At 49.1% G+C, this 18,264-nt stretch carries 18 protein-coding genes; 5 read left to right on the plus strand and 13 right to left on the minus strand.

What is annotated here, in order from left to right; all coding sequences use genetic code 11:
- Nucleotides 1–17: 17 nt before the first annotated feature.
- The 6 genes from KNQ07_RS05295 to hflX all read right to left on the minus strand — a co-directional run bounded on the left by KNQ07_RS05295 (nucleotide 18) and on the right by hflX (nucleotide 5,046).
- Entirely contained in the window at nucleotides 18–287 is a 270-nt protein-coding gene (locus KNQ07_RS05295; protein WP_214765239.1) for a GNAT family N-acetyltransferase, read from the minus strand.
- The gene (locus tag KNQ07_RS05300; protein WP_026833394.1) at nucleotides 287–499 is read right to left on the minus strand and encodes a (4Fe-4S)-binding protein; all 213 of its coding nucleotides are present in this window, start codon (nucleotides 497–499) and stop codon (nucleotides 287–289) included. The genes KNQ07_RS05295 and KNQ07_RS05300 overlap by 1 nt, the downstream gene beginning before the upstream one ends.
- Before the next feature lie 94 nt (nucleotides 500–593).
- Nucleotides 594–1,940 carry a type I glutamate--ammonia ligase gene (gene glnA, locus KNQ07_RS05305; RefSeq protein ID WP_012369986.1) on the minus strand — a complete coding sequence of 449 codons (1,347 nt, stop codon included), beginning with the start codon at nucleotides 1,938–1,940 and terminating at the stop codon, nucleotides 594–596.
- A 45-nt stretch (nucleotides 1,941–1,985) separates the two neighbouring features.
- A complete protein-coding gene (locus KNQ07_RS05310; protein WP_012369985.1) occupies nucleotides 1,986–2,384 on the minus strand; it encodes a MerR family transcriptional regulator in 399 nt (132 codons plus the stop codon).
- Nucleotides 2,385–2,524: 140 nt separating this feature from the next.
- Nucleotides 2,525–3,802 (minus strand): methionine gamma-lyase family protein, encoded by a 1,278-nt coding sequence (locus tag KNQ07_RS05315; protein WP_214765241.1) that lies wholly within the window; start codon nucleotides 3,800–3,802, stop codon nucleotides 2,525–2,527.
- 2 nt (nucleotides 3,803–3,804) lie between these two features.
- On the minus strand, nucleotides 3,805–5,046 hold the full coding sequence (gene hflX / locus KNQ07_RS05320) for a GTPase HflX (protein ID WP_012369983.1): 1,242 nt from the start codon (nucleotides 5,044–5,046) through the stop codon (nucleotides 3,805–3,807).
- A 136-nt stretch (nucleotides 5,047–5,182) separates the two neighbouring features.
- On the opposite strand from hflX, the gene KNQ07_RS05325 reads away from it, so the two are divergent.
- Complete coding sequence (locus KNQ07_RS05325) at nucleotides 5,183–6,157, plus strand: tyrosine-type recombinase/integrase (RefSeq protein WP_012369982.1); 975 nt, start codon at nucleotides 5,183–5,185, stop codon at nucleotides 6,155–6,157.
- 62 nt (nucleotides 6,158–6,219) lie between these two features.
- Here KNQ07_RS05325 and hfq read toward each other — a convergent pair whose 3' ends face one another.
- The 4 genes from hfq to KNQ07_RS05345 form a co-directional block, all read right to left on the minus strand.
- Nucleotides 6,220–6,471 carry an RNA chaperone Hfq gene (gene hfq / locus KNQ07_RS05330; RefSeq protein ID WP_012369981.1) on the minus strand — a complete coding sequence of 84 codons (252 nt, stop codon included), beginning with the start codon at nucleotides 6,469–6,471 and terminating at the stop codon, nucleotides 6,220–6,222.
- A gap of 43 nt (nucleotides 6,472–6,514) precedes the next feature.
- Entirely contained in the window at nucleotides 6,515–7,453 is a 939-nt protein-coding gene (gene miaA / locus KNQ07_RS05335) for a tRNA (adenosine(37)-N6)-dimethylallyltransferase MiaA (protein WP_214765243.1), read from the minus strand.
- Nucleotides 7,454–7,908: 455 nt separating this feature from the next.
- A complete protein-coding gene (locus tag KNQ07_RS05340; RefSeq protein WP_214765244.1) occupies nucleotides 7,909–8,907 on the minus strand; it encodes an ABC transporter permease in 999 nt (332 codons plus the stop codon).
- Nucleotides 8,900–9,820, minus strand: coding sequence for an ABC transporter ATP-binding protein (locus KNQ07_RS05345; RefSeq protein WP_214765246.1), 921 nt, complete (start codon nucleotides 9,818–9,820; stop codon nucleotides 8,900–8,902). The genes KNQ07_RS05340 and KNQ07_RS05345 overlap by 8 nt, the downstream gene beginning before the upstream one ends.
- 126 nt (nucleotides 9,821–9,946) lie before the next feature.
- Between KNQ07_RS05345 and KNQ07_RS05350 the strand changes: the two genes are divergently transcribed.
- Complete coding sequence (locus tag KNQ07_RS05350) at nucleotides 9,947–10,711, plus strand: SGNH/GDSL hydrolase family protein (protein WP_214765248.1); 765 nt, start codon at nucleotides 9,947–9,949, stop codon at nucleotides 10,709–10,711.
- A gap of 85 nt (nucleotides 10,712–10,796) precedes the next feature.
- Here the strand turns inward: KNQ07_RS05350 and KNQ07_RS05355 are convergent, their stop codons facing one another.
- Entirely contained in the window at nucleotides 10,797–11,153 is a 357-nt protein-coding gene (locus KNQ07_RS05355) for a DoxX family protein (RefSeq protein WP_012369976.1), read from the minus strand.
- A gap of 211 nt (nucleotides 11,154–11,364) precedes the next feature.
- Between KNQ07_RS05355 and KNQ07_RS05360 the strand changes: the two genes are divergently transcribed.
- Entirely contained in the window at nucleotides 11,365–12,495 is a 1,131-nt protein-coding gene (locus KNQ07_RS05360; protein WP_214765250.1) for a S1C family serine protease, read from the plus strand.
- Nucleotides 12,496–12,573: 78 nt separating this feature from the next.
- Complete coding sequence (locus KNQ07_RS05365; RefSeq protein ID WP_214765252.1) at nucleotides 12,574–13,821, plus strand: lysine N(6)-hydroxylase/L-ornithine N(5)-oxygenase family protein; 1,248 nt, start codon at nucleotides 12,574–12,576, stop codon at nucleotides 13,819–13,821.
- A gap of 61 nt (nucleotides 13,822–13,882) precedes the next feature.
- On the opposite strand, the gene KNQ07_RS05370 is transcribed toward KNQ07_RS05365, so the two are convergent.
- Both KNQ07_RS05370 and KNQ07_RS05375 read right to left on the minus strand, forming a co-directional pair.
- The gene (locus KNQ07_RS05370) at nucleotides 13,883–14,743 is read right to left on the minus strand and encodes a DUF4003 family protein (RefSeq protein ID WP_214765254.1); all 861 of its coding nucleotides are present in this window, start codon (nucleotides 14,741–14,743) and stop codon (nucleotides 13,883–13,885) included.
- A gap of 119 nt (nucleotides 14,744–14,862) precedes the next feature.
- Entirely contained in the window at nucleotides 14,863–16,575 is a 1,713-nt protein-coding gene (locus KNQ07_RS05375; protein ID WP_214765256.1) for an ABC transporter ATP-binding protein, read from the minus strand.
- A gap of 216 nt (nucleotides 16,576–16,791) precedes the next feature.
- On the opposite strand from KNQ07_RS05375, the gene KNQ07_RS05380 reads away from it, so the two are divergent.
- Entirely contained in the window at nucleotides 16,792–18,234 is a 1,443-nt protein-coding gene (locus KNQ07_RS05380) for a C40 family peptidase (RefSeq protein ID WP_214765258.1), read from the plus strand.
- Nucleotides 18,235–18,264: the final 30 nt, after the last annotated feature.

Genomic DNA, 18,264 nt, shown 5'->3' on the forward strand with positions numbered 1-18,264 from the left:
ATTACATTCTTTCTCTATTACGCCGATACGTCCGCATAGTCCGGCGTCTGTTCAAACTCGCGTTTTGCGAACGGACAGAGCGGCAAAAGTTTGACATTTTCTTCCCGTGCCCACTCGACCACTGCTTTGACCAGTTGTTCGTCGATCTGTTGGTTCCGATGATTCGGATCAACATACGTGTGATCAATGATCCATTTGCCGCCCTTTGTATCACTGTACGTGATCTTCCCGACAGCTTGCCCCTCCTGATACGCTTCAATCTTTTGATTCGCTCGTTTCAATTCCATCAGGCTTCCCTCCGTTCATATGATAAGGCGCCGCTCGGACAGCCGTCGACGACCCGCATGACATCTTCAACCGGTGCACCGTCTGCTTCGATCCAGGGTCGCTTTTTAACATCAAAGACGGTCGGCAGACTCTTGACACAATGACCGGAATGAATACAGACTTCGGCATCAAAATAAACAGTGATTTCTTTCCCTTCGTATGCCTTTTTCATTTGAAACGCCTCCTTAGATAGAGAGTTCGCTGTCATTGTTTCGAATTCCTTCACACAAAAAAACGCCCGAACCAAGTTCGGACGTTTCAAGAGATTAGAACAAGACCATGTACTGATCGCGTTCCCATTCCGTGACTTGCGTCCGGAACATATCCCATTCGATTTCTTTCAGTTCAACGAAGTGCTCTGCGATGTGCTCGCCGAGTGCGTGCATGACGACGTCATCCGCTTTCAGGACTTCGAGTGCGTGGCTGAGTGTTGACGGAAGATCGTCAATGCCGTTTGCCACACGTTCCGGTTTGTCCATCACGTAGATGTTACGGTCGATTGGAGCCGGTGCTTGGAGATTGTTTTTGATTCCGTCAAGACCTGAAGCGAGCAATGTCGCAAGTGCCAAGTACGGGTTGGCTGCCGGATCGACTGAGCGGACTTCGATCCGTGTCGAAAGACCACGAGCTGCCGGTACACGAACGAGTGGTGAACGGTTACGAGCTGACCATGCAACGTAGCAAGGTGCTTCATAACCAGGTACAAGACGTTTGTACGAGTTGACTGTCGGGTTACAGACAGCTGTAAACGCACGTGCATGTTTCAGGATACCTGCCGTGAAGGCGCGGGCATCGTCTGAAAGCTGCATGTTGCTATTCTCTTCGTCGAAGAAGACGTTTTCGTTGCCTTTAAAGAGCGACATGTTAGCGTGCATTCCTGAACCGTTGACACCGTAAAGTGGTTTTGGCATGAATGTCGCGTGTAAGTTATGTTTTGCTGCAATCGTCTTAACAACGAGCTTAAACGTTTGGATGTTATCCGCCGTTGTGATCGCATCAGCGTATTTGAAGTCGATTTCGTGTTGTCCCGGTGCGACTTCGTGGTGAGATGCTTCGATTTCAAAGCCCATGTTTTCAAGCTCGATGACGATTTCCTTACGGCAGTTTTCACCGAGATCGACTGGTGCGAGGTCGAAGTAACCACCTTGATCATTCAGTTCAAGTGTCGGACGGCCGTTCGCATCCTTCTTGAACAAGAAGAATTCCGGTTCTGGACCGACGTTGAATGAAGTGAAGCCAAGTTCTTCCATTTCTTTAAGTACACGTTTGAGTTGACCACGCGGATCTCCAGCAAACGGTGTGCCATCCGGATTGTAGATGTCACAGATGAGACGTGCGACTTTACCCGTTCCGTCTTCTGTCCATGGGAATACGACCCATGTGTTGAGGTCTGGGAAGAGATACATATCTGATTCTTCAATGCGGACGAATCCTTCGATTGACGAACCATCGAACATCATTTTGTTATCAAGTGCTTTTTCCAATTGGCTGACTGGAATTTCAACGTTCTTGATCGTACCGAGGATATCTGTGAACTGTAAACGAATAAAACGTACATCCTCAGCTTTAGCGATTTTCATAATGTCTTCTCGTGTAATGTTGCGACGTGTCATGTGACAAATCCCCTCTCCGGCTCTTTTTTATATGGTAACAGGTGCTTACTTGAAAAATCGTCCGAGTTCACCTTGAATGAGTGACGTTTTTCCATGTCGCCCTGCTTCCTGCAATTCGTTTTTCAGGAGTTTATACAATTCGCCATCCGATAATTCCGGACGGGCCGTAACGACCTTCTCCGCAACTCGTTCCCGTTTGACAAGATCATTATCAAAAATCATTTTGATCCCTGCGATATTTAATCCCTGGTCCAGATATTCCTTGATCGACAACAAGCGATCGACATCGTTGAACGAATAGAGGCGACGTTTCGTCTCTGTCCGCTCCGGCTTGATCAATCCTTGTTCTTCGTAATATCGGATTTGTCGGGCAGATAACGCGGTCAACTCTTGAACGACTCCGATGGGGAATAGTGGCTTGGACTGTCGTGATAAGTCTGCCATTTCGTTCCTCCTTTTTCCTTACTTCATGAGAATAAACCTCTGTAAGGCAAGTTGTCAAGAGATGTAAGGAAAGTTAACATGACTTTCTTACAAGTCAGACGTCCTGCGTAACAGAGGTCTTTTCACATCAAGCTATTTTTTTAAACCTGTTGTGGTTGAATCAATTGTCGTTCCATCAGTTGATTGACAGCCGAAACAATCGCGATTTTGACGTGACTGTAGGTCAATCCGCCTTGAACGTACGCTGTATACGGTGCCCGGATCGGACCATCTGCTGATAACTCGATCGACGATCCTTGAATGAACGTTCCGGCAGCCATGATGACATCATCGGCGTATCCCGGCATATAGTCAGGAATCGGCAAGGCTTGCGCATTGACCGGAGACGCCGCTTGAATCGCCTGACAAAAAGCAATCATCGGTTCCGGGGCATGGAAGGAGACCGATTGAATCAAGTCCGTCCGTTCCGCCGCATAATGCGGTGCCGTATCGAATCCGAACTGTTCCATCATGCTTGAAGTAAACATCGCCCCCATCAGCGCCTGACTGACCGTATGCGGAGCCATGAAGAACCCCTGGTACATGTCCTGCAGCGAATAAAGTGACGGACCGGCCTCGGCACCGATTCCAGGTGTCGTCATCCGGAACGATGCCCGTTCAATCAAATCGCGGCGTCCGACGAGATACCCGCCTGTTTTCGCAAGACCGCCGCCCGGATTTTTAATCAGTGATCCGGCCATCAGATCCGCTCCAACATGAGTCGGTTCGATCGTTTCGACGAATTCCCCGTAACAGTTGTCGACGAACACAATCACGTGCGGATGTTGTTCTTTGATCGCGGCAATCGCTTCGCCGATCTCAGTAACCGGTAAGCTCCGGCGGGTCGCATAGCCTTTCGAACGCTGAATACCGACGACTTTTGTCTTGTCCGTGATCCGGGCGAGGACCGCTTCAAGATCAATCGTTTCAGCCTGTTTCATCTCGACGACGTCATAGGTGACACCAAGCTCTTTCAGGGAGCCGCGTCCGTCACCGCGGATGCCGACGATTTCCTCTAACGTATCGTACGGTTTACCGGTGATATACAGCAATTCATCGCCCGGCAGCAATAAACCGAACAACGCAATCCCGATTGCATGCGTCCCGCTGATGATCTGTGCCCGGCACAGTCCGGCTTCTGCACCGAAGACCGCTGCGTAAATCCGTTCGAGATTATCGCGCCCTTCATCGTTGTAACCGTAACCGGTCGATGGCATGAAGTGAAAGTCACTCACTTTATGTTCCCGGAAAGCGTTCAGGACACGAAACTGATTCTGTTCCGCAATTTGTTGCGCCTTACGGATTCCCGGCGCGATTTTTTCTTCCGCCTGCTCGACGAACGGACGGATCGTTTCATAATGCGTTAACTCTGTAAACATGCTTACACCTCGTATTGTTTCAATGTCGAGTACAGCCGCGTATCCTTACGCAAATAGCCTTTTAAGGTCACGGATCCGTCCTCTTCATATTGTTCTGTTAAATTCATCATGACTTCCTTCGCCGGATTGTAATGCGCAAACGCATGGACCGGAATCCGGATCTCGAGATACTCGAGAATGTCACTGATCGCTTTTTCGATTTCGACGGTCAAACGATCGATGTCTGCCGGATCAAGAGCCGAAATCAACAGTTTTCCACCGCTGAATAAATGCGTTAACTGGTCTTTTTTATTGAAGACCTCGAGTTGCGGGATGTCTCCGGCACCGAGTTCATCGAGGACATCATTCGTCGTCTGCATCTGATTCAGATAATGTTCGCTTGAGGCATCGATGACGTGAAGAATCAGATCCGCCTCGAGCACTTCTTCGAGTGTCGACCGGAACGCCGCAATCAATTTCGTCGGCAGATCCTGAATGAATCCGACGGTATCCGTCAACAGAATCTGTCCGCCTTCCGGCAGGTCGAGCTGACGCGTCAACGGATCGAGCGTCGCAAATAATTCGTTTTTTTCATACGTGTCGGCATTGGTCAACCGGTTAAAAATCGTTGATTTCCCGGCATTCGTGTATCCGACGAGCGCAATTTGAAACGTCTGGTTTTCTTTCCGGCGTTCCCGGTAGCGGGCACGGTGGGCAACGGATGTTTCGAGCTGTTTCTTGATTTCGTCGACACGGCGGCGGATGTGCCGGCGGTCGGTCTCAAGTTTCGATTCCCCGGGACCACGTGTCCCGATTCCGCCTCCAAGACGTGACAATTGGGTTCCCTGCCCGCTCAGGCGCGGCAACAGGTAACTCATTTGGGCAAGTTCAACTTGCAACTTCCCTTCCCGGGACTGGGCACGGCCGGCAAAGATGTCGAGAATCAATTGTGTCCGGTCAATCAGTTTAATCGATTCCGGATCTTCGAGGGCAATCCGGATATTCTTCATCTGACCCGGCGTGACTTCGGCATTAAAAATAATCAAATCCGGTTCGAGTTCCTGTGCTAATGCGACCAGTTCCTCGACCTTTCCTTTTCCGATAAACGTACGGCGGTCGATCGATTGACGCTTTTGATCGAGTCGTCCCACGACGACGGCGTGCGCGGTCGTAACGAGTGCTTCAAGCTCCGCGACCGATTCTTCATAAATATGATCCGGTACACCGGGGAGCTGACAACCGACGACGATGACGCGTTCTGACATATAATCATTCCTTTCAAAATAACAAACCTTCTGCGCCCCTAATCATACCACATGGACCTCTTGTCTGAACATTTTTGGACAGGAAACATCCGTTCGGTTTATGATAGAGAAAAGTACTTCAAACAGGAGGTCTGTTATGGCACGCGAACGGCTTGACTACACTTTGCCGGAATTCATCGAACGGTATCTGTTTTTCCTCAGCGCAAGCGGCAGACAGGACTCGACGATCCGGCGTTACCGGTACGATCTGATTGAAATTCACCGTTATATGACCGAAGTGGATCAGCCGCTCGAGACGATCGAGGATTTCAAAGCGATTCCGCTCGAAACCTGGAAAACGTTCATTAATGAGTATTTGATCGAAGAAAAATTGTATCAACAGGCAACGGTCGCCCGAATTGTCACTGTCCTCAACCAAATCAATTACCAGATCCGGCAGACGAAATCGAAGCTGATCGAATATGCCCAACCGACCCACGAACTGACGCCGCAGCATATCGCGTCACTGGCCGAATACGAGCAACTGATCCGGACGAACCGGTCCGACCGGGGCTTGACGGACCACCAGCTCGTTGCGCGGCCGTATCTGATCGACCGGAACGAACTGATTTTACGGCTCTTTTACCGCTACGGTCTCCGCGTCCACCACATCATCGGTCTGAAGATGCAGGATTTGAATTTTGCGCAACGCGAGATGACGGTTCACGACCGGCTTGGGAATGCCTACCTGCTCCACCTCGAACGGGACGACCAGGATTTGATGCTTGGTTATTTAAAGACGATCCCGGAACCGGTCCGTCCGCGGTACCACTCGACCGATCCGTTTTTTGTCGCCTTTGATTTCTCGCGGATGACGTTCCGCTGGGTGTACAGTAAAAATGCTCCGAAACAATTGTCGATCGTCATGATCACGAAGATGATGCGTCAGTTAAACGAACGGTCGGACAATAAACGGATCATTACGCCGTCGATGCTGCGGAACAGTTTCATTCTCGGTACGTATCTCGAAGAACTGACGAAAGAGGAACGGCTGACGAAGACGTGTCTTTATAAAGAGGTTTCACTCCGGCGTTATGCGGAAGCGTTCGACGAACTGAAGGGTTTGTTATAACAAAAAAGGAGCAACGCCATGGCGTTGCTCCAACAAGTAGGCGGCCCCCCGGCCGTCTTTTTTTAACGCGTGACTTCTTCCGTTTCCGTTTCCTGTTCATACAACGTCACATTACGTGCCGGTGCGAACGTCGAGATGGCGTGTTTGTAAATCAATTGCTGTTTGCCTTCCGATTCTAAAATGACGGTGAAGTTGTCAAACGACTTGATCAATCCCCGTAACTGATACCCGCTGATTAAAAACACTGTCGTCGGAACCGAATCTTTTCGTAATTGATTTAAGAAATAGTCTTGAATGTTGTACGTTGCCTTCATAAGCCCCCGTGCCCCCTCTATTTTTATCTGTTTTTCTTTCAGGCTACTCCGATTTAACCGCTTTCAGAAACCCTACTGTTCTATCATAGATAATTTTGAAGTTTTCTTCAAATGAAAGCCTTCCCATTTCAATCCAATTTCCGTCAAATTGATGGCGGAACCACGTCAGTTGCCGTTTGGCGAAACGACGGGTGTTCCGTTTCAGCTGCTCGACAGCCGGTTCGAGCGGTACCCCTTCGAGAACCGGAACGATTTCCTTATAGCCGATTGCCTGCATCGCTTTCGTGTCCCGATAGCCGGCTGCAACCAATCGATCGACTTCCGCAACCAATCCCTGTTCAATCATTAAGTCGACCCGCTGATCAATCCGGTCGTACAGCTGTTCCCGGTCTTCCATATGTAAGACGAACAACAGACTGTCATACAAACTCGGTTCACTGCCGGAGACTTGCGTCTGTCCGCTCATGGCGACTTCAATCGCCCGGACGACCCGTTGAATGTTGTTCGGGTGAATTTCGTCCGCCCGTTTGGCATCCAGCTGGCGCAGACGGTCATGCAGAGCCGTTGCTCCTTCCGCTTGGGCGAACTGTTCCAGTTCCTGGCGCAAGACTTTATTTTCCGCCTGGACGGTAAATTGATAATCATACAGAATCGCCCGGATATAGAGTCCGGTTCCGCCGACGATGATCGGCAGCTTGCCTTTGGCGGCAATCTCATCGATTGCCGTCCGGGCCAGCGTTTGAAAACGCGCGACGCTCATCTCGTCATCCGGATCGACGAGATCAAGCAGATGGTGCGGAATCCCTTCCATTTCTTCCTGCGTCACCTTGGCTGACCCGATATCCATCTGTTTATAGACCTGAACGGAATCACCGGAAATGATTTCACCGTTTAATCGTTTTGCTAATTCAATACCTGTCTTCGTTTTTCCGACTGCGGTCGGTCCAACGATGACAATGACGGGCTGTTTACTCAATGACATCACCATTCCTAGCTCATACATTTTTGTAGTCAGTGTATCATATCCGGACAAGTCGCAGACACGACAAAAAAACCGTCTTCTCAATAAAAGAAGACGGTTCAATGAGTTCTGTTACACACGGCGGATGAAGTCATCGTATACCGCACTAAATACACACCATCCACAAATGACTAAACCTGTCATCATAATTCCCCAATCAGCCATTTTGGCACCTCCTCGTTGTCTTTAGATACCTTTTGACAAAACCGGGACTTCGTAAACCCTTTCAAGCAGGTTTGACACCAATTACTGGAATCGCTATGATAAAAGTACGATTGTTACGTAGCGCAGAAGCCGACCTGCATCGGCTTCTTTTCAGAGGGATTCCCCTCTTGATTCCATGCAGATGCCCGACATCTGCAAAAAGTCCCTTTTCCATTACGGAGAAGGGACTTTTTTTGTTTAAACTGTACGTATCAGTACATATCTTTTTGCGTGAAATTCCAGAATGCGACAACCAACGCGCCGATCGTCCAGCAGAGCAGAACGGTGAGCGAGAACGGTAACGTCATCCCTTCGATCGGCGGAGCTTGTCCGTCGAGATAGTTAATCAAACCGAAGTTGACGTTGACGAGATATTTCGAACTCGTCCAGCTTGAACCAAGCGTCGTCAACAAAGTTCCGGAAATCAGGACAGCCATCATGATGCCGATACCGGTTGCCGTGTTTTTGACAAGCACGGACACCATTAAGGCAATCGTCGCGACGACGGCCGTGACGATCCAGGCGAGACCGACCGCCATCAACAGATACTCCCACATCGGTATCGTATGCACGAATTCGGTCGAGAACGTTCCGCTCGGCGACGCCTGGAACCCGGTTAGGATTGGTGCGGTCCAGCCGTCATATCCGAGGACGATACCGGAAATCGCATAACAGACGGCGGCAGTCAACGCCATCAGCATCGACGTATAGAGCAGGACCGTCAACCATTTCGCCATCAGGATCTTCCAGCGCCTTACAGGACGGGACAGCAACGTCTTGATTGTTCCGTCATTCTGCTCCCCGCTGACGATATCCGCCATGATGACGATGATGAAGAGCGGCAGGATTAACGTCAATCCTTGAGAGAAGAAGATCCGGATGAAGGTCGGCGCCCCCGGATAATTCGGATTGATGTCGTTATCGAGATAATATTGATTTTGCTTTAAATCAAATTCTAAAAACTGGCGAAATTCGTCCTGGATACTGCTCGAAGCCAGACGGTTTTGAGTATCGACGATATCCTGTTGCAACTCGACCCGCCAATCGAGCGTTCCCTGTTTCTTGATCTGTTCCTGGATGTCACGGTACTGCGCATACGTGAACATCGAGACGAGGACCACTAAGATGATGGCAACGACGGCAAAACGTTTTTTCGAAGCAATCTTCATGACTTCGTTTTGAATCAAACCGAGCATGTTCGGATTACGCAATATGATCCCCTCCTGTCAATGTAATGAAGAGATCTTCGAGCGTCTGGACTTTCCGTTCGATCGTCCATACTTCGACACCCGCTTCGAACAGCTGTTTATTCAAGGATGGTGTCTTGCTTGCATCCATCAGGGTATGGACCGTATTGGCATCCACGATTTCCGAGACCTGGACGTCAGGCGACGCGGACAGGATCTCGTTTGCTTTAAACGCGTCATCGACACGCCAGTCGACTCCCGGTGCAAGCGATTCGATCAGTTCCTTGACCGTTCCGACCTGCACGATTTTTCCGTAACTCATGATGGCGACACGATCCGCCAGCATCTCGATTTCCGCCAGGATATGACTCGACACGAGGACCGACAAACCGGTCTCATCGACCAGTTTCCGGATGAATTGACGTAAATCACGGATTCCCATCGGATCGAGTCCGTTCGTCGGTTCATCAAGAATCAGGACATCGGGCCGTCCGAGCAACGCTTGGGCAATCCCGAGACGCTGACGCATCCCGAGCGAATAGGTCCGGACTTGATCGTCAACGCGTGCCGTCAAATCGACCAGGTCAATGACTTCCTGGATCCGGGCATCGTCGACATTCGGCAGCATCCGTGAGAAGACTTGTAAATTTTCACGCCCCGTCAGATATTTATACAGTTCGGGATTTTCAACGATCGAGCCGATTCGTTGCATCGCTTGAACAAACTGTTTCCGGACATCAAAGTCGCAGACCGTGATTTTACCGGATGTCGGTTTGATTAATCCGACGAGCATACGGATCGTCGTCGTCTTTCCGGCACCATTGGGTCCGAGGAATCCGAACACTTCACCGGGGAAGATTTCAAATGAAATATTATCGATGATCGTTTTCTTTCCAATGACTTTTGTGACTGACTCTAGTTTTACGGTTGGTTTCACGTCTCTCACCTCTTAGTATCCATTCTAGCGGAATAATGAATGATTTACCTTATTGGAACACTTCAAAACCGCACATTCCAAAAAGGTTTGCTACAATCATAGTAACAGCAAAAGGAGGAACGGTTCATGAAACGATATCTTTGGCCACTTTTTTTAATAGTTTCTCTTATTTTAACGGCAGTCTTCGGGTACGGCTTTGCCAGTGCCTATAACGATGTCGTCAATCCCCCGAAACGGGCCGTCTTGACGCCGACCAAGGAAGAACCGGTCAAAAAAGGCGGAACTTATGTCGCGCTCGGTGATTCCCTGACACGCGGCGTCGGTGCCTCGAACGGAAACAGTTACGCCGCCATCATCGGTCGCGAGCTTGTCAAAAAGGACCGCGTTGAACGTTTCCAAAATCTCGCCGTCAGCGGTGCCCGGACGGAAGATCTCTTAAAACAATTGAAGCAAAAGGAAGTCCGCCGCACGTTGTCCCAAGCAAAAGTCATCTCGGTGACGATTGGCGGAAACGATTTATTCAACCGCGGTGAAGGTGTCGCAAACTTCAATGCGAAGAAGACAGCCGCCACGATTGCAACGGCTCAAACCAACCTCGCCAAGACATTCAAGATCCTGCGTAAAGAAAATCCGGATGCCGTCATCTTTTACGTCGGACTCTACAATCCGTTCCGCGCCAGTGAAAATGGACAGGCGTTTGACGCCATCGTCCAGGAATGGAATGCGAAATCACGGACACTCGGTCTGAAATACGATATCGAAATCATCGATACGTTTAATCTCGTCCGTGACGTCAAACGTGATCTTTCAAGCGACCAGTTCCATCCGAACGATTCGACATACGAAGACATTGCCAACGCAGCCATCCTCGCCGTCGAAAAACGTTTTTAATTGAATAATGAAAAGGGTAACCGGAAAAGCAACTGATTGCTTTCCGGTCACCCTTTTGTTTTGTCCTGACAATTTAATGCAGTCCTTATTTCAAACGTTTAGCAAACGCAATCAAGACCCACTGCAACGGCAAACGGCCCCATAGTCCCCAAGCCGGCAATGTTTTCCCGTTAACCGGTTTCGGATTGACCGCCATATTGATATTTGCCGGTAAGACGGCATATAAAAATGCCGGTAATGTCTTCCGGACGAGGTCAACACCACGTCCGGACAGCAGCATCAAGCCGTACAGGATTTCGATCACACCCGTCACCTGGACGAAAAAACGTTTGAACGGGATGAAAGCGGGCATAATCTTAACGAACCCCTTTTCATTTCGAAAATGACCGATTCCGGCAAACAACAGGCCGGCACCGTACAAAACACGCAGTACATACTTCATCTGAATCTCTCCCTTTGTGACTAAGTCGGTTACTTAAGTACGAAACACACTCAGTGTACCGAACTGGCCGACGCGACTCAACTGTTTGAGATTGTTGTCGAATTATGGGGAATGATGAGGCATTTTGGAAAAACCACCGTAATTTCATTCCGGCCGATTAAATTTGATACATTAATCTTAGAAAAAACACTACATGAAGGGATGGATTTCGATGGCAGGAAAAACAAGACAACTCTTACCCGGACTTACTGGAGGCATCATCGGTGCTGTACTTACCGCAACAGTCGCCTTTCCGATTTTGATGGATCAAGAACAGCAAGTCGCCGATACACCACTCTCAAACGGCATGCCAAAACAAATTTCGACGACGACAAGCGATCCCGTAACAAACGCTGTCGCAACGGCTCAAAAATCCGTCGTCACGGTCACGAACTATCAATCGGGGAATTCGATGAGTCAGGAAGAGGCAGCAGCGGGTTCCGGCTCAGGCGTCATTTATAAAAAAACAGATGGTAAAGCCTACATCATTACGAACCACCACGTCGTCGACGGAGCCTCGAAACTCGAGGTCACGTTGAACAACGGCAAAACACTCAGCGCCAAATTACTGGGCAGTGACGAAACGTACGATTTAGCCGTACTGGAAGTCAACGCCAGTGATGTTCCGTCCGTTATCACACTCGGAAAATCGGCTGACTTAAAAGCCGGTCAAACCGTGCTCGCCATCGGTAACCCGCTCGGTGAGTTCCAAAACTCGGTCACCCGAGGTATCGTCAGCTCAAACGACCGGACGGTTCCCGTTGATACGAACAAGGATGGACAGGACGACTTCAATACGACGGTGATCCAAACGGATGCCGCCATCAATCCGGGGAACTCCGGTGGTGCCTTGATCAATGAACAAGGACAACTGGTCGGCATCAACTCGATGAAGATTGCCGAAACAGGCGTCGAAGGCGTCGGTTTCAGCATTCCGATCGATGACGCACTGCCGATTTTAAAACAGCTCGAAACGAACGGTGAAGTCAAACATCCGACACTCGGTGTCGCACTGCAGGATGTCTCGGCCTTCCCTGCCGGTTACCTGCTGGACCAAGTCAAATTGCCGGAATCACAAAAAACAGGCGTCGTCGTCATGTCCGTCGAACCGAACAGTCCCGCCGCTTCTGCAAAATTGAAAACCGGTGATGTCATCACGAAAATCAATAATGAGGAAATCAAAAGTTTTGTCGACATTAAAACCGCGTTGATTAAATCGGACGGCAACGTCACGTTGAATATCATCCGTGACGGAAAACAAATGACGGTCTCGACTAAAACAACAACGACCGATCAACTGTAAAGAACTGACAAGATACGTTTCAACCCCCTCCTATATCGGGTATTGTTTTATAACAATATCGATTGGGAGGCTTTTTTTATGTATGATTTGATTGGCGTAGGAATCGGACCGATGAATCTGGGGTTAAGTGCTCTGGCCCATCCGACACCTTTACGGACACTATTTTTTGACGAAAGCGAACAATTCTCTTGGCATCCCGGGATGATGATCAAGGATTCGATGATGCAGACAAGCTTCATTTCCGATCTTGTCACACTTGCCGATCCGACAAGCCCGTTTACGTATTTGAACTATTTACGATCTCTCAACCGTTTGCATACGTTTTATTTTTACGAAAAACTACTTATTTCGCGACAAGAATATAATGCTTACTTGAAATGGGTCTCGACTCAGCTCGACGATTTACATTTTTCGACCCGCGTCATCGATATTCAAGATACGGGTGACAGTTATGAAGTCTTGGTCGAAGAAGTCGCGACCGGTAAACGGACGACATACGAAACACGAAACGTCGTGCTCGGAACCGGTTCGAAACCTTCGATTCCGGGGAGCTTTGATAAAAATGTCATCCATAACACCCAATACGTCATGGAAAAAGAAGCCATCCTGCAACAGGATAAAGTCAGCATTGTCGGTTCCGGTCAAAGTGCGGCTGAAATTTTCCTCGATTTACTGACGAGCGACCGTCCGGAAACCTTTGAACTCGAATGGATTTCCCGCTCGACTATTTTCGAGACGCTTGAGACCGGCAAACTGGGTGAAGAAATCTTTTCTCCAAGTTACGTCCGCTACTTCAACAGTCTGCCGCTTGCTACCAGACAGGAAGCAGTCGCCAAATTCACGCGGTCCCAAAACGGCATCAGTCCCGAAACACTGCAAGCCATTTATGAACACCTCTATGATTTATCACCGGAAGAACAACAACGGGTCAAAATCCGGGCCAACTTGGAAGTCGATCAGATTTCATACGATTCGGACTTTACGATTACGATGCGGCATACCGAACTGAATGAACAACGGACTTCCAAAACCGGTGCCGTCGTCGCTGCGACCGGTTTCGTTCCATCGCTTCCCCGCTTCACTAACCGGCTCGACATCGAGTTCGAAGGTGAACAGGCCTGGAAGGTCGACGCCAACTACCGGATCAGCCGTACCGTACCAACGAACCATCATTTATATGCGACAACGAATCTCGAACTGTCGCACGGTCCGGCAGCTGATAATCTTGGCATGTCCGTTTCACGCAATCAACTGATTTTAAATGATGTCGCCGGTAAAGAGTTGTATCCGGTCGAACAGCATGCCACTTTTACAACGTTTGACTAATCATCGGACTTATCAAAAAGATCCTCGACGAATTCGCCGAGGATCTTTTTTGATTGTTTTCTCACGGCTTTTTTGTCAGTTCAAGCGTTGCTAAAATCAGCAGGGCCGACTGCAGGCGGCTTTTGCCGCTTTTCGCAAGCAACAGATGAAACGCAATCAACCAATTGACTTCATCCGAAAAGCGGTTCCGGGAACGTTCCCGGTCGACGACACGTGTCACGTAAATCATATCGACCCGTTCAGTTGTCTCAAGTAACGACAGCAACGGGAAAATCCGATCCCAAATCCGCAATTCCCGCTCTTCCATCATTTCGCACCAAGCTTGAATCCGGGATTTTTGATCGTCCATCGCACCGGATGCAGCTAAAATCTGTGCGGTCATCAACCGTTCGCTCGACGGCTTCATCCATCGTTCGAGCCACCGTTCGGCCTCATCGACCGTCTCGGTGAAGCGTTCCGGAAGGTTGCCCCCTTCCATAAGCGTTGACGTCACGACATATTGTTTCGCTAGATTGAGGACAGGGCGTGTCTGTCGAAGTTGCTCCACAATCGGAAAGGCATCAATGCCCTGTTCACGGTTCAAGACTTCGCCGAGAGCAAAAAACGGCCGGACCGCCTTTTCTTTAATGAAACGCCGTTTGATATGGCGTTCCGCCTCGATGACCCGTTCGAGCAACCGCTCCGGTTCGGAACTGTTGAGTTGGATATGCGAAATCAAGAGCGGCGTATACCGGCTGCGTAGAGCTGAAAACCGGGTCGTCTTCTGTTTGACGATTTGCATCATCCGATCATACGCCGCTTTGTCGAAAACCGTATTATGAATCGTATATGACAAGGCAAAAAAGCGATGAAAATCATGTGAGGATTCCCCGTGTAACGTCGAATAGGTTTCATTATAGTTTTCACAAAACAAACCGTACATGTCCCCGTCCTCCCTTCTCTTATATGTTCCCGGTTCCCATAAAATCATTCCGTCTTTCTTCCTTCAATAAAAAAACCGGAAGCCATGCTCATCTTGAGGATGAGTTGACTTCCGGTTTATCAGACGCGTTGGCGGTCAAGGAGTCGTGCGAAGTACCCTCCATTTTCGACCAGTTCTTCGTGTGTCCCGTCTTCAACGATTCCGTCTTTCGTCACGACCAGAATCCGGTCCGCTTGACGAATCGTCGCCAGACGGTGTGCGATGATCAGCGTCGTCCGGTTTTTCGACAGTTCGGCCAGAGACTCTTGGATGATTGCTTCCGTTTCGGTATCAAGAGCCGACGTTGCTTCATCCAGAATTAGGATCGGCGGATTTTTCAAGAACATCCGCGCAATCGCCAACCGTTGTTTTTGTCCACCTGACAGCTTCAATCCCCGTTCCCCGATCTCGGTGTCGTATCCGTCCGGTAAATCGGCAATCATCTGTCCGAGATGCGCCCGTTCCGCCGCTTCCACGATGTCAGCACGATCGGCCGACAAATCGCCGTACGCAATATTTTCAGCAATCGTTCCCGAGAACAGAAAGACATCCTGTTGCACGATTCCGATTTGTTGCCGCAACGACGATTTCGTCATCTGCCGAATATCGATGCCGTCAATCGTAATGGCACCGTCCGTCACGTCATAAAACCTCGGAATCAAGGAACAAATCGTTGTCTTCCCGGCTCCTGACGTTCCGACAAAGGCAATCGTCTGTCCCGGTTCTACAGACAGGCTGATGTCTTTTAAAATCAACCGCTCGGCTTCGTAACCGAAGCTGACGTCATCAAACCGGATCGCCCCACGTAATGCCGAGACATGAACGGCATCCGGCGCATCCTTCAGTTCTTCATCATGATCAATCATTTCCAGGAACCGTTTAAAACCGGCCATTCCTTTTGGATACAGTTCCAAGAGAGCCGTAATTTTATCAATCGGTTTCAATAAGATGTTCATATAGAGAATGAATCCGACCAGTTCCCCGTATGTGAGTTTATTCTGATAACTGAGATAGGCACCGACAACGAGGACGGCAAGCGTCATCAACCGGGTCGTCAGATAGATACCGGACAGACTCGTACTCATGACTTTATAAGCATTGATCTTCGACTGCCGGAACGTCCGATTGTCTTTTTCGAACCGTGCCACTTCATGTGCTTCATTCGTAAACGATTGAACAACGCGAATGCCGGAGACACTGTCCTCCACCCGGGAATTAACCTCGGCAATGTTGCCGTACATCCGGTCCCACGACCGGTTCATCCGGACGTTCGCATAACTGATCAACCAGATCAGGAACGGAACGGCAATAATCGTCACCAGTGCAAGCGGCACATTGATCGTCAACATGATTGAGAATGCACCGATTAATGTCATGACGGCAATAAAGGCATCTTCCGGACCATGGTGGGCCAGTTCACCGATGTCGAACAAGTCATTTGTAATCCGGCTCATGATATGTCCCGTTTTTGTGTTATCAAAAAAACGGAACGACTGTTTTTGGACATGACCGAATAATTGCCGCCGCATATCCGTCTCGATGTTGATTCCGAGCTTATGACCAAAGTAGTTGACGACGAACTGCATCAATGTACTGATGACATACAGGCCGAGTAATCCGACACTGACGAGAATGATCCAGTTCAACTCTCCTTTTGGTAACAGTGAATCGATGAACCATTTGACAGCAAGCGGAAAAGCGAGCTCGAGCAAACCAACGAACAAGGCGGACGAAAAATCCAGCCAAAACAGTCGTTTATGCGGTATGTAATAGTGATAAAATCGTTTTAACATGCGAGTCCTCCTTCCAAATTACCTTTAGTGTACAGGATTACTGAAAATAATTCTCGTTTACAATTCTTTCTTCTTTTTTTGAAAATAACTCGAATTTCTTTCTCAAAAAATATATTTTAAAATAAGGTGAATCCCTGTCTTCTTATGACAAAATGGTAACAATGATTCGATGCCTCATCGAACAAGACTGACTATTTTGGAAGGGAGCCACACTACGTGAAAAAGACTTTTCTCACTTTGACGACACTTGCGCTGATCAGCTCAGCCACTGGCGTCGAAGCCGCATCAACGACACTCATCTTGACAGACAACGTCAACATCCGGACTGCTGCCACTACTTCCGCTCCTGTCATCACCACACTTAAAAAAGGAACGACGGTCACTGCAGTCAAAAAGACCGGATCCTGGTACGAAATTCGTCACCAATCGAAAAAGGCTTTCATTACAGCCGCATACGTCAAAACCGTTCCAGCAAAAGCACCGACAACCACGACCTACATAACGAACACCTCGTCCGTCAACGTGCGTGAGAAAGCAACGACCGCTTCTAAATCGCTCGGTAAACTGGCGAAGAACGTCAGTCTTTCCGTTAAAAAGAAAACCGGTGAATGGTACGAAATCAATTACAAAAACAAATCCGCTTATGTCCATACGACACTGGTCACCGCTAAAACATCGACCGTGACGACAGGATCAAAACCGCCGGTCACGACACCGGTCACACCTCCTGTTTCAACGGCCGTCAAAGCTGTCGATTCGTCCAAGCAGTACGAAGTCAATGCTAAAGAAGGGCTAAATGCCCGCCTTTCCGCTTCGACGACAGGAAAAATCTATAAAACGCTGGCGCACAAAACCGTCCTGAAAGTAACAGGTGCGGTCGATACGTGGTATCAAATTCAATTAGACGGCAAAGCACTGTATGTCGCCTCGAGTTATGTCTCAGCGACGGCTAAGGATGCACCGCCGCCCGCTCCTTCAACACCGGGTGTCTCTGTCACACCGGTCGACCAGTCGAAAACGTATAAAGTCGATGCACCGACCGGCTTAAATGTCCGGACTGCTCCATCGACGGCATCGACCGTCTTCACACAACTTGCACACGGATCAACGGTTCAAGTCATGGGCGAAACGACCGGTACAAGTGCCGGTTGGTATCAGATTAAAATTGGTACCGCTTATTATTATGTGGCTAAAACCTACATCACGACCGGCTCTGTCTCTACTCCGGTGACACCACCCGTCACTCCGCCAACGACGACGATTCCGGCGTCAGGCATCATGGAAAAAGCCATCTCAATCGGTCAACAGTACCTTGGTACGCCGTACGTCTGGGGTTCAAGCAGTCCCGTCAACGGTGGATTCGATTGCTCCGGCTTCATCAACTATGCGCTCAATACGGCCGGCTACAAAGTGGCCCGGACGAACGTCAACGGCTACTGGAACAATGACGGCTACCTCGGTCAAAAATTATCGAAATTACGTCAACCGGTCCGCGGCGACATCATTTTCTTCGAAAATACGTATGCAGCCGGTCCGACGCACATTGGCATCATGTTGAACAACGATCAGTTCATTCATGCCAACACACCGTCACTCGGGATCAGTCGCCTGTCTGAGCGTTACTGGACACAAAAATTACTTGGTTTTAAAGCACTTTAATCCAACAGGACCAACTGGGTGATATCCCGA

The sequence above is a fragment of the Exiguobacterium sp. s145 genome, from assembly GCF_018618835.1.
Lineage (GTDB): Bacteria > Bacillota > Bacilli > Exiguobacteriales > Exiguobacteriaceae > Exiguobacterium_A > Exiguobacterium_A artemiae.